Here is a 26,647-nt window from a genome sequence, read left to right as displayed (position 1 = left end):
AACCCGCGCCAGATTATGGAAACGTCGCGCGCCGCACGATCCACCCGCCCGAAATATCGCGATAAAGGACACGGCATTTGGCTGCCTAAACGATCACGTGTGCCAAATCGTTGTTATCGGGCGCCGATAACAACGATTTGGCACACGTGATCAACTTCCCGCGCCGGAAAGTCCGATTCGGAAGTCGGCCGGCTCGTCGGGCGAGCCGTTCCGGTCGGCATCGGTGCTTCATGGAGGCTTATTCAGCGCGGCGGGCCAACGCCGCGTTGCCGCAGGCCGGGCCGCCTGACGAGGGCGACGCTGAATAGCCTCATGGAGGCTTATTCAGCACGTTACGCACCAACAGCGCTGGCCTGCGGCGACGCGGCGTCGGCTCGCCCCGCTGAATAAGCCTCATGATGCGGGCCGAAGGCTGAGATGTGCACATGTCATGTGCCGGCGGGGCGCTGAAAGAAGGTCAGGCGCGGGCGGCCAGTGGCCGCCGGGTGCCCGAAATATCACCACGAAAACCACGCCCGCCACGCGTTCACGGTGGTGGGTCGAGGCTTGAGTGGGCGGTTTGCGAGTGCGTGGCCCGTTGGTTGCGCACGTAGCGGCTGCGCGTCGCGTAGCGGCGGGTGCGGAGCGCCCGGTGCGTTGCGTGAGTGGGGTCCGGGAGCTGCGGGGCAGGGGGCTTGCGTCGGGGAACGTGCAGACACCCCTGGAGCTGAGGTGTCAAGTTGTGGTGGTGGTTTTCTTGCGGTGTGACCAGGCGGTGGCCTGGTCGTAGGGGGTGTGGGTCTTGAGGCAGCCGTGGAGGATGCCGACGAGGCGGTTGCCGACCTGGCGGAGTGCGGCTTGGTGCTTGACGTCGCGGTCGCGGAGGGTGTCGTAGTAGGCGCGGACTTCGGGATCGTGCAGCATCGCGGCGCTGGCCTGCATGTGCAGGGCGTCGATGAGGCGGTTGTTGTGGATGAACCGGGCGTAGACGGTCTTCGTTTTCCCGGACTGGCGGGTCAGTGGTGCGGTTCCGGCATAGTTCTTCCGGGATTTCGCGTCGGTGTAACGGCCGGCGGCGTCCCCGAACTCGGCGAGCACCCGGGCGCCGAGGACAGCCCCGATACCGGGCTGGCTGAGATAGACCTCAGCGTCTGGGTGCCGGCCAAAATGCTCCTCGACCTGCCCTTCCAGGGTTTTGATCTCGGTGTTGAGGGTCTGCAGGACCGCGACCGTCGCCCGGACCGAGGCCGCATAGGCGGCCGTGACCGTCTCGGGCTGGCCGAGCTCGACGGTCCGCAACGCCTGCTGGATCCCGGCCGCCTTGCCCTCGACGTTGCGGCGGCGGGCCCGTTTCAGCACCGTACCGATCTGTGCCAGGGTCAGCTTCGCCGCGCCGGCCGGTGTCGGGGCCTTCGCCAGAAGCTCCAGAGCGTCACGGCCGGTGAGCGTCAACTCCTCGTAAGCGGCGACCGCGGCCGGAAAATACTCCCGCAACGCCGTGCGCAGCCGCAGCATGTGCCGTGTGCGTTCCCAGATCAGTGTCTGATGCGCCCTCGCGACGACCTTGACCGCCTCAGCGATCTCGGAATCCGCGGCGACGGGCCGTAACTGATGCCGGCGGGTCCGGAGCATGTCCGCCAGCATCCGCGCGTCGCCCTTGTCACTCTTCGCTCCTGACAGCGACAGCAGCTCCCGGTGCCGGGCCGCTTGCTTCGGGTTGACCGCAAATACCTGATAACCGGCCGTGACCAGCGCCCGCACCCACGGCCCGCGATCCGTCTCGATGCATATCAGCACCTGCGAAGGCCCGGCATCCCCGGTCAGGAACCGGCCCACCAGCTCATGGAACCGGGTCACTCCTTCCACACCCTCCGGCAACCGCACCACGCCCAGTGTCTGCCCGGCCTCGTTCTGCACCTCCACATCATGATGATCTTCCGCCCAGTCATCACCGACGAACAACACCCGAACCCCTCCCCACCAGCAACAACAACCCCGCAGCCACATGGAAGACCCGGCGCCCTAATGGATCAGTGCTCACGCCATCCGGCGGGCACGACACCCCATCAGCCGTACGGTCCTCACACATCACAGACAGGGGCACGATCTGCACGCAGGACTCAACGGCCCCGGGAGGAACAGTGCTCACCCGCTGCGGCTACCAGACACCGAGTCTGCAACACAACCGACCCGACCTCTAGAACCCATTAGGGAGGAGCGCCAGCGACGACCGTTGCCCGCGGGAGCATGCGGGCTTGAGCCGCCGGAAGCGGGCATATCTGGATCTGGATCTTCTGGGGTTCGCAGAGGGCCCGGAGACAGGGATGCCGCCTCGCGAAGCCACCGGGCCGCGGTCGCGAGACGGCACTACCCCGGAGAGCGGGGTAGGCGGGCGCCGGGCGGCGCGCAGGGTGAGTGGTGGGCCGCCCGGCGCCCTTGGGGGAAGGTCTAGAAGGTGGTGGTGAGGAAGTCGCGGGTCGGCAGTGCCCGGGCGGTGATCCGGACGTCGCCGATCCAGCCGTAGAAGCCCTGGCCGAACTTCTCCGCGAACTGGGTGGCGCCGATCGTGAACGGCTTGCCCATCGTGGTGATCCCGCGAGACGCCTGCGTCGGGTTGCGGGCGATCTTCGAGCCGTCGATGTAGATCGTGGTGCGGCGGCCGTCGTTGACGATCGCGATGTGCATCCAGCGGCCGACCGGGAGCGCGTGGCTCCACGAGGTCGGGTCGGCGTCGCGGTCGTTGGGGTAGACCACGTACTGGAGGAAGCGCTCGCCGGACAGGTTGACGCTGCAGGTCGGCTCGTCCTGGGACCAGCCGCTGGTCTTGCCCGCGTCGCCGCTGCGGCCCTGCCAGCTCATGATGCCCATCCAGGCGTGGTCGCCCTCGAACGGCGCCGGGAGCTTGATGAACGCCTCGATCGTGTAGCCCTTTTCGAACTTGAGGCTGTTCAACGGCGCGGACGGCCCGGTCTGCAGGATGGCGCCGCGGTCGGGGGACTTGCCGCCGTTGAAGCGGAGGCTGGCGTGCGCGGGCGCGCCGAGGTGGTGGTCGGTGGAGGCGAGCAGCGGTGCGCCGGCGCCGATCGACGCGACGGTCAGGTCGTTGCCCTTCTTGGCCAGGTCGCGGACGACGGTGCCGTTCGCGACCGTGGTGCCGTCGGCGAGGCCGAGGTTGTCGAAGCGCCAGTAGGCGACGGTGTCGCGCAGGACCACGGCCGAGGCCGGGCGCGGTGCCGGCGGGACGACCCCGGCGAAGCCCGCGAACCGGGCGTCGAAGTCGATCTCCAGGGAGAAGCGGTCGGTCGGGCCGGTCAGCTCGATCGTCTCCTCCTCCAGCGCGGTCCGCTTCTCCGGGTCCTTGGACAGGAACCAGGGGGAGAACGTGGACACGTCGATCACGCCGCGGGCCAGGTCGAACGCGTACAGCCGGATCATCGCGGCGCCGCCGTAGTACCGGTCCTGGTAGTTCGTGATGTGGACGTGCACGTCGTGACCGGCGTCGTTCTTCAGCACGGTGCGGCCGGGCGGCCAGTAGTGACCGTTCAGCGTGAGGAAGATCTGGTCGTTCTTGCGGATCAGCTTGTCCCACAGCGTCTGGCCGTAGCCGGACAGGTAGGCGGTGCCGTTGTCGTCCGCGTAGGCCAGGTCGTGCGTGGTGACGATCGCGGGCAGCGTCTTGTGCTTGTCCAGCACGGACTGGGCCCAGGCGACACCGGCGTCGGAGATCCGCCAGTCCAGCGCCAGGATCAGCCACTTGCGGTTGCCGGCGTCGAGCACGTGGTAGCTGTTGTAGCCGTCCGGGGACGCGCCGCCGAACGTGGGCGCGGACTTGAACCGCTTGGGGTTGAACGCCCGGAGGTAGGCGGAGTCGCCGCGGGTGTCGGCCGTGGTGCCGCCGTTGATGTCGTGGTTGCCGGCCAGCACGCTGTACGGGAACTTGCCGTCCAGCTCCTTGAACGTCTTCGAGGCGAGCTCGATCTCGTGCTCGCTGCCGTGTTCGGTGACGTCGCCGAGGTGCGTCATGAACGCGACGTTGCCGTCCTTGCGGGCCTCGCGCAGGTACGTGAAGGTGGCGCGCAGCGGCTCCGGGTCGGAGGCGTCCTCGTCGAAGAGGTACTGCGTGTCCGGCAGCACCGCGATCGAGAAGCGCGGGCTGTCTACGTCGAACTTCCCGCTGCTCGCCTGGGCGGGCGCGGCGTCGAACGTGCTGCCGGCGATGAGCCCGGCGGCCGGTGCGGCTACCGCGGTCTGCAGCAGCACGCGGCGTGGCAAGCGCTGGGACATTATGTGTCTCCCGAGGTGTGGCGATCGGTGATCCGGCGTGAGCCTGAACCGCGTCGATGACCTCCAGCTGAAAAATCAAAATCTTCGGCGGGTACGTGTCGAGAACGGCCCGATGGCTGAGTGGATCCCGGCGTGGCCGAGCGCAACTCCCTCACGCTGCGTGCGGTCCGGCTCGCCGAATGAGTTATAAGGATTATTTACCGTTCCTTTAGCCCGCTGCTGAAGCCGCCGCTGCCACGATCATCCGGTCCTCGGATACACGGCTGTGCGGAATAGGAGTTGGTGTGCGGTGAAGCTTCGAGTCGTCGCTACGGTGCTGGCGATCGCGGGGGCGGGTACCGCCGCCGCGATCCTGCCGATGACCATGGCCTCGGCGGCCGAGTGCGCCAGCCCGTACAGCGCGTCCGCGGTGTACTGGGGCGGCAACTCGGCGTCGTTCGGCGGTCACAACTGGACGGCCAAGTGGTGGACGCAGGGTGAGCAGCCGAGCACGGCCGGGACCGGGGTGTGGGAGGACAAGGGGTCGTGCGGTTCCGGCGGTTCCGGTGGCTCTGGCGTTGCCGCTTGTGATCACCCGGCGTGGGTGGCCGGTAAGGCCTATGTGACCGGGAACATTGTGAAATATACGGACGGCAAGTTCTACATAGCCGAGCACGACAACCCTGGGTACGACCCGATCATCAGCACCTGGTTCTGGGAGCCGTACAACTGCTCGGGCGGCACCGTCCCCACGCCGCCGGCGCCTACCGGCGGGACGACCAACCCGTCCGGGTTCGTGGTCTCCGAGGCGCAGTTCCAGCAGATGTTCCCGTCGCGGAACCAGTTCTACACGTACTCCGGGCTGGTCCAGGCGCTCTCCGCGTACCCGGCGTTCGCCGGCACCGGCAGCGACACTGTGCGCAAGCAGGAGGCCGCCGCGTTCCTCGCCAACATCAACCACGAGACCGGCGGGCTCGTGCACATCGTCGAGCAGAACACGGCGAACTATCCGCACTACTGCGACGTCAGCCAGCCGTACGGGTGCCCGGCCGGCCAGGCCGCGTACTACGGCCGCGGGCCGATCCAGCTGAGCTGGAACTTCAACTACAAGGCCGCGGGTGACGCGCTCGGCATCGACCTGCTGCGCAACCCGAACCTGGTGCAGAACGACGCGGCCGTCGCCTGGAAGACCGGCATCTGGTACTGGATGACGCAGACCGGCCCCGGCACGGTGACCGGCCACAACGCGATGGTCAACGGCCCCGGCTTCGGCGAGTCGATCCGCAGCATCAACGGCGCGATCGAGTGCAACGGCGGCAACCCGGCGCAGGTGCAGAGCCGGATCGCGTCGTACCAGAAGTTCGCCGGGATCCTCGGTGTGACGCCGGGCGCGAACCTCAGCTGCTGATGTTCACGGTGTGAACAAGGCCGGTGCCGCCCGTCGCGGCACCGGCCTCTCTGTTCGCGTTCCTCGGATACGGCGTGAGCGCGTCCCTTGACTGTCAGACGTGGCGCGGGCGCCGGTCTTACGCCGTTTCCTTCTTCAGGGTGAGCCGCAGCCCGATCGTGCCGTACCGCTCGATGTGGATGTTCGTGAACCGGCTCTTCCCGGCCTTCGCCGTCAGCTGCTCCGGCGTGTGCGCCCGGCGGCGCAGCCAGCCCAGCACGATCCGGGTGAACAGCGCGTTGCCCTTGTCGAGGCGCATGCCCGCCACCTCGGCCGCGATCTTCGCACGGGTGGCACGCGGGTCCAGGTCCTCGATCAGTGCCACGCCGCCGGGCCGGAGCACGCGGTGCATCTCGTCCAGTGCCTCGACCGGGCGGAGGAAGTTCTTGAACGCGGCCTGGCAGATGATCAGGTCGAAGGACTCGTCCGCGAACGGCATCGCGGCCGCGTCCCCCTGCCGCGCGTCCACGGTCAGACTCTCGGCCTCGGCCCGCTCCCGCACCATCGCGGCGAACGTGTGGCTGATGTCCAGCGCGGAGACCTGCGCGCCGCGCTTCGCCAGCTCCACCGTCAGGTAGCCGGGACCGGGCGCGATCTCGAGGATGCCCCCTCCCTGCGCGGCCAGTCTCTCGGCGTCCGCGCGCCACATGGCGAGTTGGCTCTCGGTGCCTCGGATCCGGGCGTAGCGGCGTGCCGCCGAACCCTCCATCTCCGGGCTCAGCTTGCTCTTGGTCATGCGTTTCTCCTGTTCACGGCTGGATCCACGAGTCAGGAGGCCCGGCTATGCTTCTGGTTGCCACCTTGCGCCGGCCGCCCTCGCGCGGATCGATGTGAGGACAAGCCCCGGTCGTGGTGTTGGCGCACCGCGGCCGGGGCCTTTCATTGCTCCAGCAGCTCGGCCCACCCTTCGGGGTCGGTGCCGGACTCGTGGAACGCGCGCCACTCGGCCAGGCCGGGCAGCGTCCCCTCGGCGAGCTGCTCTCGGAGCGCGCTCACCCAGGTGGTCTCCGCCTCGCGCATCGCGAGCGCGTACTCGGTCTCGATCAGAAAGATCCGGGGTACGCCGGGCGCGTCCAGATCGGCCCGGAGGCTCTCGATCTCCCGAGCCAGGCCGGTCAGGCGCGTGCTCAGCAGGCCTTCGACGTCGTCCGGATGCAGCACACCGGCCACCGACAGGGCCGCCTCGAACCGGCTCGCGTCCCGGGCCGGTGTGCTCAGCAGCTGCCGCAGCCAGTCGTTCAGCTCCGCGCGCCCCTCATCGGTGATCGCGTAGGTGGTGCGCTCCGGCCGCCGCCCCTCCCGGTCCGTGCCGGTCGCCGCGATCAGCCCGTGCCTCTCCAAGCTCCCGATCACGGTGTAGAACGACCCCCACTTGATCGCCATGTCCCGCTCCTTGCCCGTGCGCTTCAGCACGGTCGCGAGCTGGTAGGGGTGCATGGGCGTGCCGGGCGCCAGCATCGCGAGCACGCCGAGCGCCAGGAGATTGCCGACCTTGCGTCGCGCCATGACGGCCTGCCCCGGGATATTCGTGGACGGTTACTCGCGGACGAGTATATGCCTGGGGCTCGTCGCCGGACAGCCCCCTCGGTCGTCTGTCATACGCTCGACCGTCGGTGATCACTGCGGTACGGGGCGGGGTGGCGCGATGGCAAGGCCCAAGGGTGGCGGCGGTTCCCCGTCGGGTGACGGATCCTCCACTCGCGGCGACGGTGACGCCGCCGACGGTGACGGCACGTCGTCACCACGCAGCCGGCCGGGCGGGGTTTCCGCGACCAGCGTGACCCGAGGCCAGGAGATCGCCACGCAGGAGGCCGACCTGGGGCGCGCGCCGGGCGGCGGCACGGGCACGGGCTGGCCGGCCGGCAAGGGCGACGGCGCCGGGGGCCCTGACGGCACCGAGTCCGGAACCGGCTGGCCTGCCGACGGCGGCGAATCCAGCGGTTCCGGCGACAGCGGTGGCGGCGGCAGCAGTGGCGGCGGTGGCGGCAACAGCGGCGGTGGCGGTGGCAACGGTGGCGGCAACGGCAACGGCGGCGATGGTGACGGCAATGGCAATGGCGGCGACGGCAGTGGCGATGGCGGGGGTGACGGGAACGGCGACGGTGCCGATGGCGCCGGCGATTCCGCTACGGATCGGGAGAATCACCTCACCGAGCCGAGCGGGGAGCCCGGTGGCGAGCCGACCGGCCGGCCGACCCGCATCAACCCGAAGGACGACGCGCCCACACAGCGCTCTCTGGAGATGGAGAACTCGGCAGCTGTGAAACTGGCCGACGCGGGTTATCAGATCGAACAGAATCCGTCAAAGGCAGACGTCGCCCAGGCTCGGCAGGACCACGGGGACTTCGGCTTACCGAACAAGAATCCGGACTATTTGATCGAAGGCCGGGTGTTCGATGCCTATTCGCCCACGAGCGCGAACAAGCCGATCCATTCTCTCGCGCTGGAAGTGGCCGCGAAGGTCAATGCGGGCCAGACGCAGCGCGTGGTGGTGAACTTGGAGGATTGGGGCGGAGACGTGAGCGCGCTGCAACGGCACTTCCATGATTCGCCGGTGCCGAACCTCAAGGAACTCAAGATCATTAATCCCGCGGGTGACATCATGCAGGTAGTCCCCGAGTAGTTGCGACAAGGAGAACCATCAAGCGATGGGCATCGAGTATCGGCTGACCCTCGCCGGCGACATTCCGTCCGAGGCACTGGCTGCACGGGCGATGCCGGAACGGGCGGACCGCCCGGCCGGCATTCCGGGCGGCCCTCCGGCGCTGCTGGGGGCCGCACTGTACGAAAGCCACGGCTTCTATCTCACGATCGTGCCGACGGACAGGGCGTCGGTGGCGGCCGTGGACGACGACGATGAACTTCGGATGTGGGACATCGGGCGGAATTCCATGGTCAGCTTCGACATGGACAAGTTCGACAGCGACGAGGACACCGCACGTGCGATCGTCGCCATGCTGTCCACGGTGCGCCGGGTCCTGGAGAGCGGGACCGAGGACGCCGCGCTCACGCTGAACGGCGACTGGCTGTTGCTCAACCGGATCGACGGCGTCGTGCGGAGGTTCAACCGGACCAGGTGGTGGGCGCATCACGACGTCGACGACCTTATCGAGGGGTGACCGTCACGCGAAGCGCTCGCCCCGCTCCGCCTTCTCCAGCAGCAGGCGCGGCGGGGTGAAACGGTCGCCGTAACGCTCGGCCAGTTCGCGGGCGCGGGTGACGAAGCCGGGCAGGCCGCCCTGGTACTGGTTGATGAACTGCAGGACGCCGCCGGTCCAGCCGGGGTAGCCGATGCCGAGGATCGAGCCGACGTTGGCGTCCGGGACCGAGGTGAGCACGCCCTCGTCCAGGCACTTGATCGACTCGATCGCCTCGATGAAGAGCATGCGTTCCTTGAGGTCCTCGAACGGGATCGTGACGCCGGGCTTCGCATAGGACGCGAGGCCGGGCCAGAGGTGGGTGCGCTTGCCGTTCTCGTAGTCGTAGAAGCCGGCGCCGCCGGAGCGGCCGGGGCGGCCGGCGTCGATCAGGTGGTCGATGACGGCGTCGGCGGGGTGCGGGGTCCAGGCGTCGCCGGCGGCGGCAGCGGACTCCCTGCGGATCTTCTGTGGCAGCGTGAGCGTCAGCTCGTCCATCAGCTGCAGCACCGGCGCGGGGTAGCCGGCCTGGCTGCTGGCCTGCTCGATCGACGGTGCGGGCACGCCCTCGGCGAGCATGGCGACGGCCTCGTTGGTGAACGTGCCGATCACCCGGCTGGTGAAGAACCCGCGGCTGTCGTTGACCACGATCGGCGTCTTGCGCAGCCGGCGGACGACCGCGAGTGCGCGCCGCACGGTCTCGTCGCTGGTGCGCGCGCCGCGGATCACCTCGACCAGCGGCATCCTGTCGACCGGGGAGAAGAAGTGCAGCCCGACGAAGTCGGCCTGGCGGCGCACGCCCTCGGCCAGCATGGTGATCGGCAGCGTGGACGTGTTCGAGCAGAGCAGCGCGTCCGGCGCGACCAGCTCCTCGACCTCGGCGAAGACCTTGTGCTTGAGCGCCGTGTCCTCGAAGACCGCCTCGATCACCACGTCGGCGCCGGACAGCGCGGCCGGGTCGTCGGCGGGGGAGATGCGGGAGAGCAGCTCGGTGCCGGCGGCCTCGGTGAGCCGGTTGCGCTGCACGGCCTCGGCGACCAGGCGCTGCGAGTAGCCGAGGCCCCGGTGCGCGGCCTCCAGCGACACGTCCTTGAGCACCACGTCGAGCCCGGCCCTGGCACAGACGTAGGCGATCGCGGCGCCCATCATGCCGGCGCCGAGCACGCCGACCTTGCCGATCGGCGGCACGTCGCCGACGTCGCGCGCGTTCGCCGCGTTCAGGTCGAAGAAGAACGCCTGGATCATGTTCTTCGAGATCTGGCCGGTGACCAGCTCCACGAAGTAACGATTCTCGATGGTGAACGCGGTGTCGATGTCGACCTGGGCGCCCTCGACCGCGGCGGCGAGGATGTTGCGCGGCGCGGGGTAGGGCGCGTTCTTCAGCTCCCTGCGCAGATTGGCCGGGAACGCGGGCAGCATCGTCGCCAGCGCGGGCGTCGACGGCGTGCCGCCCGGGATCTTGAAGCCCTTGACGTCCCACGGCTGGGTGGCGCCGGGGTTGGCACGGATCCACTCGCGGGCGGCCGGCAGCAGGTCGTCGGCGGACGGCACGAGCGCGGAGATCAGGCCGAGGTCGCGGGCCGCGGTGGCGCGGTGCCGCCGGCCGCGCAGCAGCACCTGGGTGAGCGCGGTGACCAGGCCGAGCATGCGGACCGTGCGGACCACGCCACCGGCGCCGGGCAGCAGGCCGAGCGTCACCTCGGGGAAGCCGACCTCCAGCCTCGGGTCGTCGACCGCGATGCGGTGGTGGCAGGCCAGCGCCAGCTCCAGGCCACCGCCGAGCGCGGAGCCGTTGAGTGCGGCGACCACCGGCCGGCCCAGCGTCTCCAGCCGGCGGAACTGTGCCTTCACGGTCGCGGCCTGGGCGAACGACGCGGCGCCCTGATCCGGCCCGGGTGTGCGGAGCGAGTCGAGGTCGCCGCCGGCGAAGAACGACTTCTTCGCGGACACGAAGACCACGCCGGTGATCTGCTCGCGCTCCGCCTCCAGCCGGGTGACGGTCTCCTCCATGCCGCGCACGTAGGCGGCGGTCATGGTGTTGGCGGCGCGGTCCGGGTCGTCCAGCGTGAGCACGACGATGCCGTCGTCCTCGCGGTCCCAGCGGATCATTCTCAACCTCCGTCTACGTCAGGGCGCCGGGCCGTCAGAGCCGCTCGACGACCGTGGCGATGCCCATGCCGCCGCCGATGCAGAGCGTCACCAGGCCATACCGCCCACCGCGCCGCTCCAGCTCGTCGACGAGCGTGCCGAGGATCATCGCGCCGGTCGCGCCGAGTGGGTGGCCCATGGCGATCGCCCCGCCGTTGACGTTGACGATCTCCGGGTCGAGCTTCATGTCGTCGATGTAGTGCAGGACCACGGCCGCGAACGCCTCGTTGATCTCGACCAGGTCGAGGTCGTCGACGGTCAGGCCGGCCCGGTCGAGCGCCTTCCGGGAGGCCGGCGCCGGGCCGGTCAGCATGATGGTCGGGTCGGCGCCGCTGAGCGCGGCGGAGACGATGCGCGCCCTCGGGGTCATGCCCGCCCGCTCGCCCGCGGCCCGCGACCCGACCAGCACCAGCGCGGCGCCGTCCACGATGCCGGAGGAGTTGCCGGCGTGGTGCACGTGCTCGATGCGCTCGACCCAGTGGTATTTCTGCAGCGCCACCGCGTCGAACCCGCCCTGCTCGCCGATCTGCGCGAACGACGGCTGGAGCGCGCCCAGACCTTCCAGCGTGGAGTCGGCGCGGATGTGCTCGTCGCGGTCCAGGACGAGCAGGCCGTTGCGGTCGCGCACCGGCACGACGCTGCGGTCGTTGCGGCCCTCGGCCCACGCCTGGGCGGCCCGCTGCTGCGAGCGCAGCGCGAACCGGTCGACGTCCTCGCGCGAGTAACCGTCGATCGTGGCGATCAGGTCGGCGCTGATGCCCTGCGGGACGAAGTCGGTCAGCAGGTTCGTCTCCGGGTCGAGCGCCCATGCACCGCCGTCGGAGCCCATCGGCACCCGGGACATCGACTCGACGCCGCCGGCCAGGACCAGCTCCTCCCAGCCGGAACGGACCTTCTGCGCCGCGATGTTCACCGCCTCCAGCCCGGAGCCGCAGAACCGGTTTACCTGCACGCCGGCCACGGACGGCGGCAGGCCGGCCGCGAGCGCAGCGGTCTTGGCCAGGTCGGAGCCCTGGTCGCCGAGCGGGGACACGATGCCGAGCACCACGTCGTCGATGCGCTCCGGATCGACGCCCGGGAAGCGGTGGCGCAGCTCGTCGATCAGGCCGACGACGAGCGAGATCGGCTTGACGCCGTGCAGCGCGCCGTTTCTCTTTCCCCGGCCGCGCGGCGTGCGCACGGCGTCGTAGATGAACGCCTCCGTCATCGAAGCCTCCCGCTCTCTGCGAACCGGCGTTAACTTTCCGCCCCGTTTCTGCTCTCTGTCAAGGGCTTCAGCAATTCATCGATGCGAACACGCTCTCACCAGCGGTATGCTTCCGCCGGTGCACAGCGCAGAGACGATCGAGCCGCCCCGGCGGCGGCCGAAGGACCGCAAGGACCAGATAGCCATGGTCGCGGCCGAGCTGTTCTGCGCGCGCGGTTACCACGGCGTCGGCATCGACGAGATCGCGGCCGCGGTCGGCATCAGCGGCCCCGCGGTCTACCGGCACTTCCGCGGGAAGTACGCGATCCTCGTCTACGCCACCCGGCGGCTGATCGAGCGGGTGCTGGCCGCGGTGGACGCGGACGACGCCGACCCGGCCGCGCGGCTGGACGCGCTGCTCACGGCGCTGGCGCGGGTCGCGGTCGAGGGACGCAGGGTCGGCGGCCTCTATCAGTGGGAGTGGCGCTACCTGGAGCCGGCGCACGTCGCCGAGTTCACCGAGCAGCTCGGGACGCTGTCCCGCCGCTTCGTCGTACCGCTGCGGGCCGTTAGAAATGATCTTGATCTTCCGGCCGCGTCCGCGCTGGTCCGGGCGATGCTCAGCGTCTTCGGCAGCCTCTCCACGCACCGCGGTGCGATCGCGCGCGGCCGGGCCGAGCAGACGCTGCACCGGGTCGCACTCGCGGTGCTGCACGGCGAACCCCCGGTGCCCCGCAAACCGGGCAGGAAGCCCACACCAGATCAAGACCCCGCGGGGGTACGGCCGGGAGTGCGCCGCGAGCTGATCCTGGCGGAGGCGATCACGCTGTTCCACCGGCACGGCTATCACGCGGTCGGGATCGACGACATCGCGTACCGGGTGGGGATCAACGCGTCCAGCGTCTACCGGGTGTTCCCCGGCAAGGCGGACATCCTGGCCGCCGCGTTCTACCGCGCGTCGGAGCGGGTGGCCGAGGCGACCGCGGTCGCGCTGGACGGCGCCGCGGACGCGCCCGACGCGCTGCGCCGGATGGCCGAGTCCTACGTGGAGCTGACGTTCGAGCGCAGCGACCTGGTCTCTGTCTACCTCGCGGAGAACAGCAACCTGCCCGGCGGCGACCGCCACGAGCTGCGCAAGGTGCAGCGGCTGCACGTGGAGGAGTGGGTGCGGCTGCTGACCGAGGTGCGACCGGAGCTGCCGGTGCCGGAGGCGCGGGTGCTGGTGCACGCGGCGCTGAACGTGGTGACCGATCTGAGCCGATGGGTCCGGTTCGATCGGCGCACCGGCATGGACGCGCACCTGGTCCGGCTCTCGATGCTGATTATGACCGGGTGAAGTTAATCCCGGTTCGCGCATCTCCGCGGCTCCATTGTGACCGATTGAGCAGAATCGCTTCCCTCGGAAGTTAACCGCCGTTTACAGTCTCGGCATGAACGACGCACCCCCGTCCGCCACCGCGACGCCGGTCCGCACGGCCCGGCGAAGGAGGCCATCGTCATGCCCTCTGCTGCCCCTGACCGCAATGACCTCTCCGCTTCCGCCGATCGCGCCGCACGCTGTGCCGAGGCCGCACGCGGGCTGACCGTTCCGCTGCTGCTGCACCGCAACGCCACCGAGTTCGGCGACCTGCCCGCGCTGACCGCCCTCGGCGCGGACGAGACGCTCACCTGGTCGGCGCTGCGGGACAGGGTCGCCCACACGGCCCGCGGTCTCTCCGTGCTCGGCCTCGGCGCCGGCGACCGCATGCTGATCAACATGTCGAGCCGGCCCGAGCACTGGATCCTCGACTTGGCCGCCGTTCACCTCGGCGCGATCCCGTCCACGGTCTACGCCACGCTCAGCCCCGACCAGCTGCGCTATCTCGCCGAGCACAGCGGTGCGGAGGTCGTGGTGCTGGAGGGCGACGCCGAGCTGGCCCGCTGGGCACCGATCCTGGCCGAGGTGCCCACGATCCGGCACGTGGTCACGGTCTCCGGCCAGGCCTCCGCGGACGGGCGCGTGGTGACGCTCGCGGAGCTGGCGGCCACCGGTGCGGCCGCGCACCGGGCCGACCCGGGCGCGTTCGAGAAACGCTGGCGCGAGGTGCCGCCCGAGGCGCCGGTGACCATGCTCTACACGTCCGGCACCACCGGCGACCCGAAGGGCGTCGTGCTCACCCATCACAACGTGGTCTACCAGTGCGTGCTCATCGAGGACACGGTGAGCACGCCCGACCACGCGAGATCCCTGGCCTACCTGCCGCTGGCCCACATCGCGGAGCGGATGCTCGGCATCTACTACCCGCTTTACCGGGCCGGCCACGTGACCATCTGCCCCGACCAGAAGCAGCTGCTCGCCGCGCTGATCGCGGTCCGGCCGATCTCGTTCTTCGGCGTCCCCCGCGTCTGGGAGAAGATGGTGGCCGGCGTGCAGGCGCAGATCTCCGCGGCCGACGAGCGGGTCCGCGCAGCCTTCGACGCGGCCAGCACCGCCGCGCTGGAGGGTTACCGGCTGCGCGCCGCAGGCTCGCTGGTCCCGCCGGCGCTGGCCGCCCGGATCGCCGCGCTCGACGAGGCCGTGCTGCGCCCGCTGCGCACCAAGCTCGGGCTCGACGAGCTGGTCTGGGCGGGCAGCGGCGCCGCGCCGATCCCGGTGTCCACGCTGCTCTACCTGGCCGGCCTCGGCATCGACGTGTTCGAGGTGTGGGGCATGACCGAGACCACCGGCACGTGCACGATCAACACGCCCGCCGCCTTCCGCACCGGCAGCGTCGGCCGAGTCAACCCGGGCATGGAGCTGCGCGTCGTGGAGGACGGCGAGATCCTGGTCCGCGGTCCGCTGGTCTGCTCCGGCTACCTCACGGCGGGCGGCGACGTCGAGCCGATCACGGACGCGGGCGGCTGGCTGGCCACCGGTGACGTCGGTGTGCTGGACGACGACGGATACCTCACGATCACCGACCGCAAGAAGGAGCTGATCATCAACTCCGGTGGGAAGAACATCTCACCGGCCCAGATCGAGTCACTGCTGCGCGCTCACCCGTTGATCGGCCAGGCCGTGGCGATCGGCGACCGCCGGCCGTTCGTGACGGCGCTCATCGTTCTCGACGAGGAGATCGCCCCGATGTGGGCCCGCGGCAAGGGCCTCCCGGACACCTCGATCGCCGCGCTCGCCACCGACCCGCTGCTGCACGCCCAGATCACCGCCGCGGTCGACGCGGCCAACGCCAAGCTCTCCCGCCCCGAGCAGGTCAAGGCGTTCCGCATCATGCCCGCCCCCTGGACCCCCGAGTCCGGCGAGCTCACCCCCACCCTAAAACTCCGCCGCCGCATCGTCACCGACCGCCACGCCGCTGCCATCGACGCCCTCTACGACACCCCGTCCACCCCCTGACGAGACTCGCCCACCACCGGCCGCCGCGGTCGGCCGCCGGTTCGTTGCCGCGGTTCGCCGCCGGTTTGTTGCCGCGGTTCGCCGCCATATCCCCATCCGCTGCCGGCTCGTTGCCACGGTCCGCTGCCGGATCGCCGCCGCGACCTCACCGCACTCGGTGCCGTCGTCGTCGGCGCGGGCCCGGTCGCGCCGTCTCGCATAGAGACGGCCGCGGGCTGTGGGTGGTGGGGCTGTGCCGTGGCTGCGGCCCGCGCGAACGCGTCGTGGGCCGCAGGGCGGGGAGGCGTGCCGCGGGTTCCGTGCCGCGAGCGCGGGTCGGCCGGCCGATGCGGTCGCCGCTGCTGCGCGTGCCGGGCCGCGGCCTGGTGGCGGGCGGTTGATCGGTGTGCCGGAAGGCTTTGGCTGCCGCGTGGCGGGGTGGCTGCCGTCAGTCGGTGAGGGCGTTCGCGGGGGATGGGCCAGGGCGGTTCGGCTGGTTCTTGCGGGCCTGGCGTTCGCGGCGGTCGGCGAGGGCCATCGTGATCCGGGCGGCGGTGATGCCGCCGGCTATCCGGAGTGGGGGGATGACCAGGGACATCGTGATGCGGACCAGGCGGGCGAAGCGGCGTAGGCGTCGCTCCTGATCGGAGGACCAGGTGAGGCCGAGGCGATCGCGCATCACGTCGGGGAGCGCGCCGACCGTCACGAGGTGGGCCAGGCGGCCGGCGGCGGATCCGAACGGTCGCCAGAGCAGGTCCGGGATGACGGGGAGCGGCTTCTTCAGGTTCCGGACGCTGTCGATCACGTCCCAGACCGCTTGGTTGTTCTCCAGGCGGTTGAGGACGCGTTCGTCGTAGTAGGCGCGGAAGCTCGCCCAGTCCGCGGGCAGGTGGTGCTCGCGGAGGCCGAGGAGCAGGCCGACCTGGCGCATGTCCGCGTAGTACTCGGTGATCTGGGCGTCGGTGAGCGGGCGGCCGAAGACGCGGTGCGCGTCCACGCCGCCCTGGACCAGCGTGGCGTGCACCCACAGGTAGGCCTCGGGGTTCAGCGCATGGTAGCGGCGGCCCTGGTCGTCGACGCCTTTGATCGTCTCGTGCAACCGGCGCAGGCGTGCGGTCTCACGCTCGGCGCCGCGCTGGCCGCCGTAGATCATTGTGGAGAGCGACAGGTAGGTGCGGATCAGGCGCTGCCACGGCTCCTGCTTGTAGTTCGAGTGCTGCAGCACGCCGGCGCCGACCACCGGGTGCGCCACCTGCAGCACCAGTAGCGGCGGGCCGAGCAGCATGTTGCGGGCGTCGCCGAAGTACCGCCAGACCACCGACCCGCGCCGCGGCGCTTGGGCTTCCACCGGCATTCCGTCGCCTCCTCTGGCGTTTCTCTTTCCCTGACAGCGCATCGCGCCGTCGCCGTTGCGGGCCGCGCGCCGCGTTCTGCCGCGCCGATGCGTATGCCGCGGCTTGCGGTCGCGGGTCGGTATCGCCACCTCTGGCCTCGGGCGGTCACATCGTGCGTGATCGAGCCGGGTGTCGGCCCGCGATGCCGCGGGTCGGCGGGTCGGTCCGTCGTGATCGAGCCGGGTGTCGGCCCGCGACGCTGCGGGTCGGCGGGTCGGTCCGTTGTGATCGAGCCGGGTGTCGGCCCGCGACGCTGCGGGTCGGCGGGTCGGTCCGTTGTGATCGAGCCGGGTGTCGGCCCGCGACGCTGCGGGTCGGTCCGATAGGCCGGTCCGATGGTTCGGATCGGTGGGTCGGTCGGGCAGGCGGGCGGCGTGATCGGTTGTGTAGTGAGCGGTACCCGGGAAGCCAGGACCTATGCGGCGTGGACGACCGCGTTGCGGATGGCCGCGGCCACCACCTCGATCGCGGTGGCGCGGATGGTGTCGAGATCGTTCTCGCCGGTGAGCGGGCGGGTGCCGGTGGCGAGCGCCACCACGGCGTCGCCGTCGAAACGGGTGTGGGACGGATGCAGCGCGCGTGCCATGCCGTCGTGGCCGCTCTGCGCGAGCAGCAGGCACTCGGTCTTGGAGAGCACGGCGTCCGTGGCGACCACGACGATGGTCGTGTTCTCCCGGCCGGAGCTGCCGAACGGCCGCGCACCACCGCCGGCGGCCCCGGCCACGGGTGGCGTGGCAACGGGCGGTGGCCCATCCACGCCGCTGACCGGCCCTGCCGAACCACCGGCTAAGCCGTCTGGGCTGTCCGCCGGACCGCCCGCGCCACCGCCCGCGCCGGTCGAAATCGGCGTGCCGCCGCCGGTCGCCAGGACCGGCGTGCCGGTGGTGGAGGCTGGGGTCGGCGTGCCGTCGGTGATCGCTGGGGTCGGTGTGCTGCCGGTGGTGGCTGGGGCACGCGTGCCGCCGGTGGTCGCCGGGGTCGGCGTGCCGCTGGCGGTGGCTGCGGCCGGCAAGCCGTCGCTGTCGGCTGCGGCTCGTGGATCGTTGTCGCCTGCTGGTGGGAGCAGGGGCCGGCCGTCCGGGGCGAGGATCGAGCCGAGGGAGTTGACGACGGCGAAAGCGGTCACGACCGCGCCGCTGGGGTCGTGGGCGGAGGCGGCGCCGAAGCCGCCCGGGTCGAGGCGGCCGAGCCAGCGGCTGGTGGCGGCTCCGGTGCCGGCGCCGATGCGGCCGGTGCGGACCACGCCGCCGGTGGGGGCGGAGACCGCGTCGAGGAGTGCGGCGCGGCCGGCGTCGGCGTCCGGCGGGGTCGTGGCGACGGAGGCGTCGAAGATGGACATGCCGACGACGATCGGCACCGGGCCGTGGACGGTGGGCAGGCCCTCGCCGCGGTCGCGCAGCGCGCGCATCACGCCGTCGCCTGCGGCCAGGCCGAACGCGGAGCCGCCGGAGAGGACCACGGCGTCGACCCGATCGACCATCCGCTCCGGGCGCAGCAGCTCGAACTCGCGGGTGGCCGGGGCGCCGCCGCGGACCTCGCCGGAGCCGACGGTGCCGGGCGGCGGCAGCACGACCGTGACACCGGTCCCGTCACCGGTCCAGTGACCGACGCGGACGCCGGCCGGCATCTCGATCGCCACCACCACGGAGTCGTGGCCGGGAGAGACGGAAGCGGATGCGGTACCCATGATGCGATGGTATGCGGCGATCACCCGGACACTCGCACGCCGTCAGCTGTTCCGCGCAGCCGCGCACGCCGCGCACGCCGCGCACGCCGCGCAGCCGCGCACGCCGCGCACGCCGCGCAGCCGCGCACGCCGCGCACGCCGCGCAGCCGCGCACGCCGCGCACGCCGCGCAGCCGCGCACGCCGCGCACGCCGCGCAGCCGCGCAGCCGCGCATGCCGGGCGGGCCGGGCGGGCCGGGCGGGCCGGGCGGACTGCGGAGGCCGGACGGACTGGAGAGGCAGGGAGGATTGCGCGGAGCGCGAAGACCGCGCAGGCCGCGGGACTTGCGCAGGGCGCGAAGACCGCCCGGGCTGGGAGGATTGCGGCGCCGAGAGGATTGCGCGGGCACGAAGACTGCGCAGCCCGCGGGGATTGTGAGGGCTGCGAGGATTGCGCAGGCCGGGAAGATCGCGGGCCGCGGAGATTGCGCGGGCCGCGAGGATCGCGTGGGCTGTGCGGGCCCGCGCAGGCCGCTAGGAGCGTGGAGGGCGTGCCCGCAGGCAGTGCGCCGGGATGTCCGCCGGTGGTGGTGGCGCGCCGAGATCGTCCGGGTGGTAGCCGGACGGATATCCCGGGTACGTCCGGTTGTGTGGCATCCGGGCCAGCGCGGACTCCGCACGGGCCGGGAAGAACCGTAGCGCGAACGCCCGCGCCCGCAGCCCCGCCCGCGCCATCACGCCCACGAGAGCCGGCGCCGGCCGCATCCCGAACGCGTCCAGCATCGCCGGCGGCATCATGCTGCGCACCCCGACGCGCGCGGCCGGCCGCAGGAACGCGGGGAACCAGGCCGCGAACAACCCGACGGTGTAGTCGCCGATCTCCCGGTTGCTGTCCGCGTAGACGAAGCGGCTCTCCTCGTACCCCCGCTTGAAGGTCCTGAATTCGGCGAACGACGATGGGATGTCGCGGATTCCCATGCGCGCGCCGACCTCGCGGTAATAGTGGAAGGCCGCGAGTTCTTCGTGCGGATGCAGTCGCCGCCAGCCGTAGGCGGAGATCCAGTCGATCGGGTCGAAGACGAACGTGGAGAGCACGTACAGCATGTCGTCGTTGGAGATGGCGTAATGGCCGTGCGCGCGGTTGATGACGCGCAGCGCGGATCGGCCGCGCGCCGATTCGTAACCGTGCGCCGCGATCTCCGCCATCAGCAGCGCCGTGTCGTCGTAACGTTTCTGCGGCCGCGACCGGAATTCGCCGGTGGCGGCGAGCAGAGCCGAGATCGAGGGTACGCAGTACGTGCGGAACAGCGCGAACTCCAGCGCCCGCGTGTAGTCCCACGGGAATTCGTGCCCGGCGGAGATGCGATGAATCTCGACGTGGTCCCGGACCGGGTCGAGTGCGGAGATCCGTTTCAGCCAGTGGTGACGGTCGAGCATGAGAGACCCCTTCACAACCCCAGCGACCGGCCGATGACCTCCTTCATGATCTCGGTCGTGCCGCCGTAGATGGTCTGGACACGCGAGTCGAGGTAGGCCCGGGCGACCGGGTACTCGCGCATATAGCCGTACCCTCCGTGCAACTGCAGACAGCGGTCGACGACACGCTGCTGTAGTTCGGTGGTCCACCATTTCGCCATCGCGGCATCGGCGGCGGTCAGGTCCGGTGCGATCAGGCACCGGTCGACGAAGACGCGGCCGAGTTGCAGTTCGGTGGCGAGTTCCGCGAGTACGAAACGGCTGTGCTGGAATCGCCCGATCGGCCGGCCGAACGCCTCCCGTTCCCGGCAGTAGTCGAGCGTGATCCGGAAGACCTCCTCGGCCGCGGCCATGGCGGCGACCGCGATCGAGAGGCGTTCCGCGGGCAGGTTCCGCATCAGATAGGCGAATCCCATGCCGGGATCGCCGAGCATGTTGAGAGAGGGCACCCGCACGTCCTGGAAGAACAGTTCCGCGGTGTCCTGCGCGTGCTGCCCGATCTTGTCGAGCGTGCGCCCGCGGGTGAAGCCGTCCATGCCGCGCTCGACCACGAGCAGGCTGATCCCGCGGCTGCCGGCCTCCGGGTCGGTGCGCGCGGCCACGATGACCAGGTCGGAGATGATGCCGTTGCTGATGAACGTCTTCTGCCCGTTGAGGATCCAGTCGTCGCCGTCCCGGACCGCGCTGGTGCGCATGCCCTGCAGGTCGCTGCCCGCGCCCGGCTCGGTCATCGCGATCGCCGTGATGATCTCCCCGGTGCAGAACCCGGGCAGCCACCGCTCCTTCTGCGGAGACGACGCCAGCGACGTCAGGTAGGGGCCGACGATGTCGTTGTGCAGGGAGAACGCCGGCCCGGTCGCGCCCGCGCGGGCCAGCTCCTCCGCGAGGATCGCGTTGTAGCGCAGATCGGCCACGTCGGCGCCGCCGTACTGCGACGGGACGAAGAAGCCGAGCAGCCCGGCCCGGCCGGCCGCGGTCCACACCGCGCGGTCGACTATCTTGTCCTGCTCCCACCGCGCGTGGTGTGGCACGATCTCCTTGGCCACGAACGCCGACACCAGCGACCGGAACGCCTCGTGGTCCTCCGTGAAGATGTCCCGCTTCACGACACCAGCTCCTTCACCTGTGCGATCGACTTCCGTGGATCCGGCCCGAGCGGGGTCACGTTGAGCACGGTCACGCCCGCCTCCCGGTACGCGGCGATCCGGTCCCGCACGTAGGACAGCGGCCCGATCAGCGACGTCTCCTCCAGCAGCGCGGCGGGCACGGCCGCGGCCGCCTCGTCCTTGCGTCCGGCCAGGTAGAGCTCCTGGATCCGGTCGGCCTCCGCGGCGTACCCGTAGCGGCTCACCACGTCGTGGTAGAAGTTGCGGCCGCGCGCGCCCATCCCGCCGACGTACAGCGCGATCAACGGCCGGGCCAGGTCGCGCAGGCCGGTCACGTCGTCGCCGATCGCCAGCGGGCCACCGGCCACGATCTCCAGCGGGCCCAGCGCCGGATCACGCGACGCGAGCCCGGCGGTGAGATCCGGGCCCCACACCGCGGGCGCGGCCGACGGCGAGAACAGGAACGGCAGCCAGCCGTCCGCGATCGAGGCCGTCATCTCCACGTTCCGCGCACCCAGCGCGGCGACGTAGATCGGGATCCGCGACCGTACCGGCCGGGTCAGGATCTTCAGGGATTTGCCGTAGGCGGAGCCGGGCAGCGGTAGCCGGTAGAGGCCGTCGTGGGCGAGTCGCTTCCGGCGCCACACCGCGCGGCAGATCTCGATCGTCTCCCGCGTCCGGGCCAGCGGCCGGTCGTAGCGGACGCCGTGCCAGCCCTCGATCACCTGCGGGCCGGACGCGCCGAGCCCGAGGATCGCCCGTCCGCCGGAGACCGCGTCCAGCCCGGCCGCGGTCTGCGCGATCAGCGTGGGCGTCCGCGAATAGATCGGCAGGATCGCCGACCCGATCTCCACGCGCGTGGTCCGGGCCGCGAGGTAGCCCATGATCGTCGGCGCGTCGAACCCGTACGCCTCCGCCACCCACAGCACGTCCAGCCCCGCCTCCTCCCAGCTCGCGACCTCGTCCGCGGCGGTGCGCGGATCGCCCGCGTACATCAGTGACGTCCCGATCCGCATCACGCCTCCCATTCCGTCAGCACGTCGTCCGTGTCCGCGCCGGGCAGCGCGGGTGGCCGTCCGAGCGCGGCCGGGGTGCCGGAGAAGCGCGGCGCCGGGCCCGGCTGGACCACGCCGTCCCGCTCCGCGAACGTGCCCCGGGCGGTCAGATGCGGGTCGCGGGTGGCCTCGCCGAGCGACAGCACCGGCGCCACGCACGCGTCGCCGCCGGCGAAGACCTTCACCCATTCATCGCGGGTACGGGTGGCGAACGCGCTTTCGAAGAGTTCCCGGGTGCCGTCCTGCTGCGAGACCTCCACGCCGAGCAGCCGGGTGAACTCCGCGAAGAACTTCGGCTCCAGCGCGCCGACCGCGACGTGCCGGCCGTCCGCGGTCTCGTACACGTCGTAGAACGGCGCGCCCGTGTCCAGCAGGTTCACGCCGCGCTCGTCCCGCCACGCGCCGGCCGCGAGCAGCCCGTGCAGGATCGTGGTCAGGTGCGCGGCACCGTCCACGATGGCCGCGTCCACCACCTGGCCGACCCCGGACCGCAGCGCCGCGAGCACGCCGACCACCAGGTAGAGCGAGCCGCCCGCGAAGTCGCCGAGCAGGTTGACCGGCACCTGCGGCGGCCCGCCGGCCCGGCCGATCGGGTGCAGCGCGCCGGACAGCGCGAGGTAGCCGATGTCGTGCCCGGCCGTGTGCGCGAGCGGGCCGTCCTGGCCCCAGCCGGTCATCCGGCCGTAGATCAGCAGCGGGTTGCGGGCCAGCGCCGGCTCCGGGCCGACGCCGAGCCGTTCCGCGACGCCGGGCCGCCAGCCCTCGAGCAGCACGTCCGCGCGTGCGGCCAGCCTCAGCACCAGCTCCACGCCGTCCGGCGTCTTCAGGTCCGCGAGCACCGAGCGTTTGCCGCGGTTGAGCAGGTCGCGGGCCGGGTCGCCGGAGAGCGGCGAGCCGGGCCCGGGGCGGTCGACGCGCACCACGTCCGCGCCGAGGTCGGCCAGCAGCATCGCGGCGAACGGTGCCGGCCCGATCCCGGCCAGCTCCACCACCCTCAGCCCGTGCAGAGGACCAGCCACGCGTACCCCCATATAGTGATATTTGGTAATGTAAGCGGATGCTGGCTGAGGAAGTGGCGACCGCGCTGCGCGCCCGGATCATGTCCGGTGAGCTGCGGCCCGGCGACCGGATCCGCCTCGAGGAGGTCGCCGCGCAGCTCGGCGTCAGCATCACGCCGGTCCGCGAGGCACTGCTGCACCTGCGCGGCGAGGACATGGTCGAGCTGGAGCCGCGAAAGGGTTACGTGGTCGCGCCGCTGTCCCGGCAGGACATCCGCGACGTCTTCGGGCTGCAGGGCGACATCGCGGGCGAGCTGGCCGCACGCGTCGCGGGCCGGATCACCGACGGCCAGATCGCGCAGCTGCGCCTGATGGATCGGGCGCTGGCCCGCACCCGCAAGGCCGGCGAGATCGAGACGCTGGAGTTCGACTTCCATCGGGCGGTCAACCGGATCGCGGAGGCGCGCAAGCTCAGCTGGTTCCTGCACACGGCCACGCGATACACGCCGGCCCGCTTCTACTCCGCGGACGCGGGCTGGCGGGCCGGGATGCGCGAGGACCACGAGGCGCTGCTGGCCGCGTTCGCCGCGCACGACCCGGCCGCGGCGCGCACCGTGATGACGCGGCACTTCACGGACGGCGCGGACCGGCTGGTCAAGCACCTCGACGACCTCGGCATCTGGTCCTGACATGCGGCTCCCAACCAGGGGAAACGTACCCACGGATTTGATATTTGATATGCTACGTTCGATGTCAATCCCCTGGTGAAGCTGGAAGGGACTGGCAATGGAGATCGATCTTATAGAGCTCAGCGACGAGCGGCAGGCATTCGCCGAGGCGATCCGCGCGTTCTGCCGCCGCGAGGCCGGCACCCGGGCCCGGCGCGACGAGCTGACCGGCCACGGCGAGCACGCCCACAACCAGGAGCTCTACGACAGACTCGCGCGCCTCGGCTGGCTCGGCGCCGGTGGCATGACCGACGCGTGCGTGTTCCTGGAGGAGACGGCCTACGGCATGCTGCCCATCGGCGGCTACACCACGTCGCTGATCGTCGCCGGCGCGGTCGAGCGCTTCGGCAGCGACGCGCAGAAGCGGTCGATCATGTCCGGGCTGGAGGGCGGCCGCACCTTCTCGATCTCCATGTCCGAGCCGGACGCCGGCTCCGACGTCGCCGCGCTCGCCTGCAAGGCGATTGCGGACGGTGACGGCTGGGTGATCGACGGCCAGAAGACCTGGTGCTCCAACGCCCACTTCGCCGACGCGATCCTGCTGGTCGCGCGCACCGACGGCACACCGGGCGAGCACGACGGGCTGACCATGTTCCTGGTCCCGGCCGGCGCGCCCGGCCTGCGGATCAGCGGCATCGACACGATGGGCGGCCGCGAGGTCAACGACCTGTGGTTCACCGGCTGCCGGGTCGGCGCGGACACCGTGGTCGGCACGCCCGGCGCCGCGTGGAAGCAGCTGATGGCCGGGCTCAACGTCGAGCGCCTGATCCTCGCCGCGGTCATGCTCGGCACCGCCCGCCGCGCGTTCGACGACGTGCTGGCCTACGTGAAGGAGCGCCGGCAGTTCGGCCGCCCGATCGGCAGCTTCCAGGTGCTCCGCCACCGGATCGCCGACCTGGCCACCGAGATCGAGGCCACCCGCCTGCTCGTCCACCGCATCGCGGAGCTGGTCGACCGCGACCCCGCGCGCGTGCTGCCCCGGCAGTCCTCGATGGCCAAGCTCAAGGCCACCGAGGTCGCCCGCCGGGTCGCGCTCGACGGCATGCAGATGATGGGTGGGTACGGGTACGCCACCGAGTTCGACATGGAACGCCACGTCCGCGCCGCGCTGGTCTCCACGGTCTACGGCGGCACCAGCGAGATCCAGCGCGACATCATCGGCAAGACCTACGGCCTCTGAGCGTTTAGCCCCCCAACCCACGGGTACGCAGGCGTATTCGCTGGTCAGAGGGGTGATGGGCATGGGCCTGCAGACGCTCGCCACGGGTATCGACACCGCCGGGGTGCGCCTCGCCGCGGACATCATGATGCCGGCCGAGGCGATCGGCATGGTGCTGTTCGCGCACGGCAGCGGCAGCTCCCGGCACAGCCCGCGCAACGTGGTCATCGCGGAGGAACTGCACCGCCACCGACTCGGCACGATCCTGCCCGACCTGCTCACCTGGGACGAGGCGGCCGAGGACGCGCGCGACCGGCACCTGCGCTTCGACATCGGCCTGCTCGCCGACCGGCTGATCGGCGTGATCGACTGGATCCACGCGCAGGACTGGCGGCGCGGCCGGCCCGGTTCCGAGGCCGGCGTGCCCCCGATCGGGCTGTTCGGCGCCAGCACCGGCGCCGCGGCCGCGCTCGTGGCCGCGGCGGCCCGCCGGGACGCGGTCGGTGCGGTCGTCTCCCGCGGCGGCCGGCCCGACCTGGCCGGGCCCGCGCTGGTCCAGGTGGCCGCGCCGACGCTGCTGATCGTGGGCGAGCACGACCCGGACGTGATGGCGCTCAACCACGATGCCCGCGCGCAGCTGACCACCCGCTCCGACCTGCTGATGATCCCCGGCGCCACGCATCTGTTCGAGGAGGAGGGCACGCTGGAGCAGGTCGCGTCCGCCGCCGCGGCCTGGTTCGGCGACCATCTGCGGAAGGGCTGACCGTGCGCTTCACCGACCGTGCGGACGCGGCCCACCGGCTCGCCGTCACGGTCGCCGAGCACCTCGCTACGCTGCCGGCCGGGCCTGCGGGGCTATCGCCCGAGCCCGAGCCCGTGCCAGGGCTGCCGGCCGAGTCCGTCCCCGGTCTACCTGCCGGCCCTGCGCCGGGCCTATCGCCCGGGCCCGCGCCGGGACTGCGGGCTGGGGCTGTGCTCGGGCGGCCGCTGGTTTTGGGGTTGGCGCGCGGCGGCGTACCCATGGCCGTGCTCATCGCCCGCCACATCGACGGCGACCTGGACGTCACGGTCGCCCGCAAGATCGGCGCGCCGCGGCGCCCGGAGTTCGGCATCGGCGCGGTCGCGGCCACCGGCGACCCGATCTTCGACGACCGCTCGCTCGCCCGCCTCGGCCTGACCGCCACCGACCTGGCACCGGACGTCACCCGGGAGCGCACCGAGGCCCGCCGCCGCATCACCGCATATCGCGGCGATCGCCCGTCACCACAGGTCCGAGGCCGCGTCGTCATCGTGGTCGACGACGGCCTGGCCACCGGCGTCACCGCGCGCGCCGCCGTCCGCGCGCTCCGCGCCGCCGGCCCGGCCCACCTCGCGCTGGCCGTGCCGGTCTGCACGCCCGAGGCCCGCGACCTGCTGGCCACCGAGACCGACGCCGTGCTCTGCCTGCACTGCCCGCCCGACTTCCACGCGGTCGGCGCCTACTACGACGACTTCGCCCAGCTCACCGACGCCGACGTGCACGCCGCACTCTCCGCCGCCGCCGGAGGATGATCC

21 protein-coding genes are annotated in these 26,647 nt (G+C 71.2%); 9 read left to right on the top strand and 12 right to left on the bottom strand.

Going from position 1 to position 26,647, the window contains the following annotated elements; all coding sequences use genetic code 11:
• Positions 1 to 714 precede the first annotated feature (714 nt).
• Together J2S43_RS25465 and J2S43_RS25460 are read right to left on the bottom strand one after the other, a co-directional pair.
• Positions 715 to 1,944, bottom strand: a complete 1,230-nt coding sequence (locus tag J2S43_RS25465) for an IS110 family RNA-guided transposase (RefSeq protein ID WP_306831110.1) — start codon at positions 1,942 to 1,944, stop codon at positions 715 to 717.
• Positions 1,945 to 2,427: 483 nt separating this feature from the next.
• Positions 2,428 to 4,263: a LamG-like jellyroll fold domain-containing protein gene (locus tag J2S43_RS25460; protein ID WP_306833331.1), complete on the bottom strand. Its 1,836-nt coding sequence runs from the start codon at positions 4,261 to 4,263 to the stop codon at positions 2,428 to 2,430.
• Between the two features lie 289 nt (positions 4,264 to 4,552).
• Here J2S43_RS25460 and J2S43_RS25455 point away from each other — a divergent pair, with 289 nt between their 5' ends.
• Positions 4,553 to 5,650: a glycoside hydrolase family 19 protein gene (locus J2S43_RS25455; RefSeq protein ID WP_306833329.1), complete on the top strand. Its 1,098-nt coding sequence runs from the start codon at positions 4,553 to 4,555 to the stop codon at positions 5,648 to 5,650.
• 118 nt (positions 5,651 to 5,768) lie between these two features.
• Here J2S43_RS25455 and J2S43_RS25450 read toward each other — a convergent pair whose 3' ends face one another.
• Complete coding sequence (locus tag J2S43_RS25450; protein ID WP_306833327.1) at positions 5,769 to 6,425, bottom strand: class I SAM-dependent methyltransferase; 657 nt, start codon at positions 6,423 to 6,425, stop codon at positions 5,769 to 5,771.
• Positions 6,426 to 6,568: 143 nt separating this feature from the next.
• Positions 6,569 to 7,195, bottom strand: a complete 627-nt coding sequence (locus tag J2S43_RS25445) for a PadR family transcriptional regulator (protein ID WP_306833324.1) — start codon at positions 7,193 to 7,195, stop codon at positions 6,569 to 6,571.
• Positions 7,196 to 7,931: 736 nt separating this feature from the next.
• Between J2S43_RS25445 and J2S43_RS25440 the strand changes: the two genes are divergently transcribed.
• The gene (locus J2S43_RS25440) at positions 7,932 to 8,312 is read left to right on the top strand and encodes a CdiA C-terminal domain-containing protein (RefSeq protein WP_306839440.1); all 381 of its coding nucleotides are present in this window, start codon (positions 7,932 to 7,934) and stop codon (positions 8,310 to 8,312) included.
• A 25-nt stretch (positions 8,313 to 8,337) separates the two neighbouring features.
• Positions 8,338 to 8,808, top strand: coding sequence for a SitI3 family protein (locus tag J2S43_RS25435; protein ID WP_306833322.1), 471 nt, complete (start codon positions 8,338 to 8,340; stop codon positions 8,806 to 8,808).
• Positions 8,809 to 8,811: 3 nt separating this feature from the next.
• Here J2S43_RS25435 and J2S43_RS25430 read toward each other — a convergent pair whose 3' ends face one another.
• Both J2S43_RS25430 and J2S43_RS25425 read right to left on the bottom strand, forming a co-directional pair.
• Positions 8,812 to 10,935, bottom strand: coding sequence for a 3-hydroxyacyl-CoA dehydrogenase NAD-binding domain-containing protein (locus J2S43_RS25430; RefSeq protein WP_306833321.1), 2,124 nt, complete (start codon positions 10,933 to 10,935; stop codon positions 8,812 to 8,814).
• A gap of 34 nt (positions 10,936 to 10,969) precedes the next feature.
• Positions 10,970 to 12,181 carry an acetyl-CoA C-acetyltransferase gene (locus J2S43_RS25425; RefSeq protein WP_306833319.1) on the bottom strand — a complete coding sequence of 404 codons (1,212 nt, stop codon included), beginning with the start codon at positions 12,179 to 12,181 and terminating at the stop codon, positions 10,970 to 10,972.
• A gap of 118 nt (positions 12,182 to 12,299) precedes the next feature.
• On the opposite strand from J2S43_RS25425, the gene J2S43_RS25420 reads away from it, so the two are divergent.
• Together J2S43_RS25420 and J2S43_RS25415 are read left to right on the top strand one after the other, a co-directional pair.
• Positions 12,300 to 13,496 (top strand): TetR/AcrR family transcriptional regulator, encoded by a 1,197-nt coding sequence (locus J2S43_RS25420; RefSeq protein WP_306833317.1) that lies wholly within the window; start codon positions 12,300 to 12,302, stop codon positions 13,494 to 13,496.
• Positions 13,497 to 13,658: 162 nt separating this feature from the next.
• A complete protein-coding gene (locus J2S43_RS25415; RefSeq protein WP_306833315.1) occupies positions 13,659 to 15,533 on the top strand; it encodes an AMP-dependent synthetase/ligase in 1,875 nt (624 codons plus the stop codon).
• Between the two features lie 427 nt (positions 15,534 to 15,960).
• Here the strand turns inward: J2S43_RS25415 and J2S43_RS25410 are convergent, their stop codons facing one another.
• The 6 genes from J2S43_RS25410 to J2S43_RS25385 form a co-directional block, all read right to left on the bottom strand.
• A complete protein-coding gene (locus J2S43_RS25410; protein ID WP_306833313.1) occupies positions 15,961 to 16,866 on the bottom strand; it encodes an oxygenase MpaB family protein in 906 nt (301 codons plus the stop codon).
• Between the two features lie 455 nt (positions 16,867 to 17,321).
• Positions 17,322 to 18,593: a P1 family peptidase gene (locus tag J2S43_RS25405; protein WP_306833311.1), complete on the bottom strand. Its 1,272-nt coding sequence runs from the start codon at positions 18,591 to 18,593 to the stop codon at positions 17,322 to 17,324.
• A 512-nt stretch (positions 18,594 to 19,105) separates the two neighbouring features.
• Positions 19,106 to 20,008 (bottom strand): oxygenase MpaB family protein, encoded by a 903-nt coding sequence (locus tag J2S43_RS25400; RefSeq protein WP_306833309.1) that lies wholly within the window; start codon positions 20,006 to 20,008, stop codon positions 19,106 to 19,108.
• An 11-nt stretch (positions 20,009 to 20,019) separates the two neighbouring features.
• Positions 20,020 to 21,153, bottom strand: a complete 1,134-nt coding sequence (locus tag J2S43_RS25395) for an acyl-CoA dehydrogenase family protein (protein ID WP_306833307.1) — start codon at positions 21,151 to 21,153, stop codon at positions 20,020 to 20,022.
• Positions 21,150 to 22,169, bottom strand: coding sequence for an LLM class F420-dependent oxidoreductase (locus tag J2S43_RS25390; RefSeq protein WP_306833305.1), 1,020 nt, complete (start codon positions 22,167 to 22,169; stop codon positions 21,150 to 21,152). The genes J2S43_RS25395 and J2S43_RS25390 overlap by 4 nt, the downstream gene beginning before the upstream one ends.
• Positions 22,169 to 23,239, bottom strand: a complete 1,071-nt coding sequence (locus J2S43_RS25385) for a CaiB/BaiF CoA transferase family protein (protein WP_306833303.1) — start codon at positions 23,237 to 23,239, stop codon at positions 22,169 to 22,171. Before J2S43_RS25385 ends, J2S43_RS25390 begins: the two co-directional genes overlap by 1 nt.
• A gap of 26 nt (positions 23,240 to 23,265) precedes the next feature.
• On the opposite strand from J2S43_RS25385, the gene J2S43_RS25380 reads away from it, so the two are divergent.
• The 4 genes from J2S43_RS25380 to J2S43_RS25365 all read left to right on the top strand — a co-directional run bounded on the left by J2S43_RS25380 (position 23,266) and on the right by J2S43_RS25365 (position 26,644).
• Positions 23,266 to 23,895 carry a GntR family transcriptional regulator gene (locus J2S43_RS25380; RefSeq protein WP_306833301.1) on the top strand — a complete coding sequence of 210 codons (630 nt, stop codon included), beginning with the start codon at positions 23,266 to 23,268 and terminating at the stop codon, positions 23,893 to 23,895.
• 97 nt (positions 23,896 to 23,992) lie between these two features.
• Positions 23,993 to 25,114, top strand: coding sequence for an acyl-CoA dehydrogenase family protein (locus J2S43_RS25375; RefSeq protein ID WP_306833299.1), 1,122 nt, complete (start codon positions 23,993 to 23,995; stop codon positions 25,112 to 25,114).
• Between the two features lie 55 nt (positions 25,115 to 25,169).
• Complete coding sequence (locus J2S43_RS25370; protein ID WP_370881654.1) at positions 25,170 to 25,856, top strand: dienelactone hydrolase family protein; 687 nt, start codon at positions 25,170 to 25,172, stop codon at positions 25,854 to 25,856.
• A 209-nt stretch (positions 25,857 to 26,065) separates the two neighbouring features.
• A complete protein-coding gene (locus J2S43_RS25365; RefSeq protein ID WP_370881653.1) occupies positions 26,066 to 26,644 on the top strand; it encodes a phosphoribosyltransferase in 579 nt (192 codons plus the stop codon).
• Positions 26,645 to 26,647: the final 3 nt, after the last annotated feature.

This window comes from Catenuloplanes nepalensis, from assembly GCF_030811575.1.
In the GTDB taxonomy this organism is placed as follows: Bacteria; Actinomycetota; Actinomycetes; order Mycobacteriales; family Micromonosporaceae; genus Catenuloplanes; species Catenuloplanes nepalensis.
This window is presented reverse-complemented; position numbering and strand designations above follow the sequence as displayed.

Excerpts from the sequence above, each read along its gene's own strand:
- J2S43_RS25385 (WP_306833303.1), bottom strand. The coding sequence starts at position 23,239 with ATGGGGGTACGCGTGGCTGGTCCTCTGCACGGGCTGAGGGTGGTGGAG.
- J2S43_RS25435 (WP_306833322.1), top strand. The coding sequence starts at position 8,338 with ATGGGCATCGAGTATCGGCTGACCCTCGCCGGCGACATTCCGTCCGAG.
- J2S43_RS25430 (WP_306833321.1), bottom strand. The coding sequence starts at position 10,935 with ATGATCCGCTGGGACCGCGAGGACGACGGCATCGTCGTGCTCACGCTG.
- J2S43_RS25400 (WP_306833309.1), bottom strand. The coding sequence starts at position 20,008 with ATGCTCGACCGTCACCACTGGCTGAAACGGATCTCCGCACTCGACCCG.
- J2S43_RS25375 (WP_306833299.1), top strand. The coding sequence starts at position 23,993 with ATGGAGATCGATCTTATAGAGCTCAGCGACGAGCGGCAGGCATTCGCC.
- J2S43_RS25445 (WP_306833324.1), bottom strand. The coding sequence starts at position 7,195 with ATGGCGCGACGCAAGGTCGGCAATCTCCTGGCGCTCGGCGTGCTCGCG.
- J2S43_RS25415 (WP_306833315.1), top strand. The coding sequence starts at position 13,659 with ATGCCCTCTGCTGCCCCTGACCGCAATGACCTCTCCGCTTCCGCCGAT.
- J2S43_RS25405 (WP_306833311.1), bottom strand. The coding sequence starts at position 18,593 with ATGGGTACCGCATCCGCTTCCGTCTCTCCCGGCCACGACTCCGTGGTG.
- J2S43_RS25410 (WP_306833313.1), bottom strand. The coding sequence starts at position 16,866 with ATGCCGGTGGAAGCCCAAGCGCCGCGGCGCGGGTCGGTGGTCTGGCGG.
- J2S43_RS25425 (WP_306833319.1), bottom strand. The coding sequence starts at position 12,181 with ATGACGGAGGCGTTCATCTACGACGCCGTGCGCACGCCGCGCGGCCGG.
- J2S43_RS25460 (WP_306833331.1), bottom strand. The coding sequence starts at position 4,263 with ATGTCCCAGCGCTTGCCACGCCGCGTGCTGCTGCAGACCGCGGTAGCC.
- J2S43_RS25440 (WP_306839440.1), top strand. The coding sequence starts at position 7,932 with ATGGAGAACTCGGCAGCTGTGAAACTGGCCGACGCGGGTTATCAGATC.
- J2S43_RS25390 (WP_306833305.1), bottom strand. The coding sequence starts at position 22,169 with ATGCGGATCGGGACGTCACTGATGTACGCGGGCGATCCGCGCACCGCC.
- J2S43_RS25450 (WP_306833327.1), bottom strand. The coding sequence starts at position 6,425 with ATGACCAAGAGCAAGCTGAGCCCGGAGATGGAGGGTTCGGCGGCACGC.
- J2S43_RS25380 (WP_306833301.1), top strand. The coding sequence starts at position 23,266 with ATGCTGGCTGAGGAAGTGGCGACCGCGCTGCGCGCCCGGATCATGTCC.
- J2S43_RS25370 (WP_370881654.1), top strand. The coding sequence starts at position 25,170 with ATGGGCATGGGCCTGCAGACGCTCGCCACGGGTATCGACACCGCCGGG.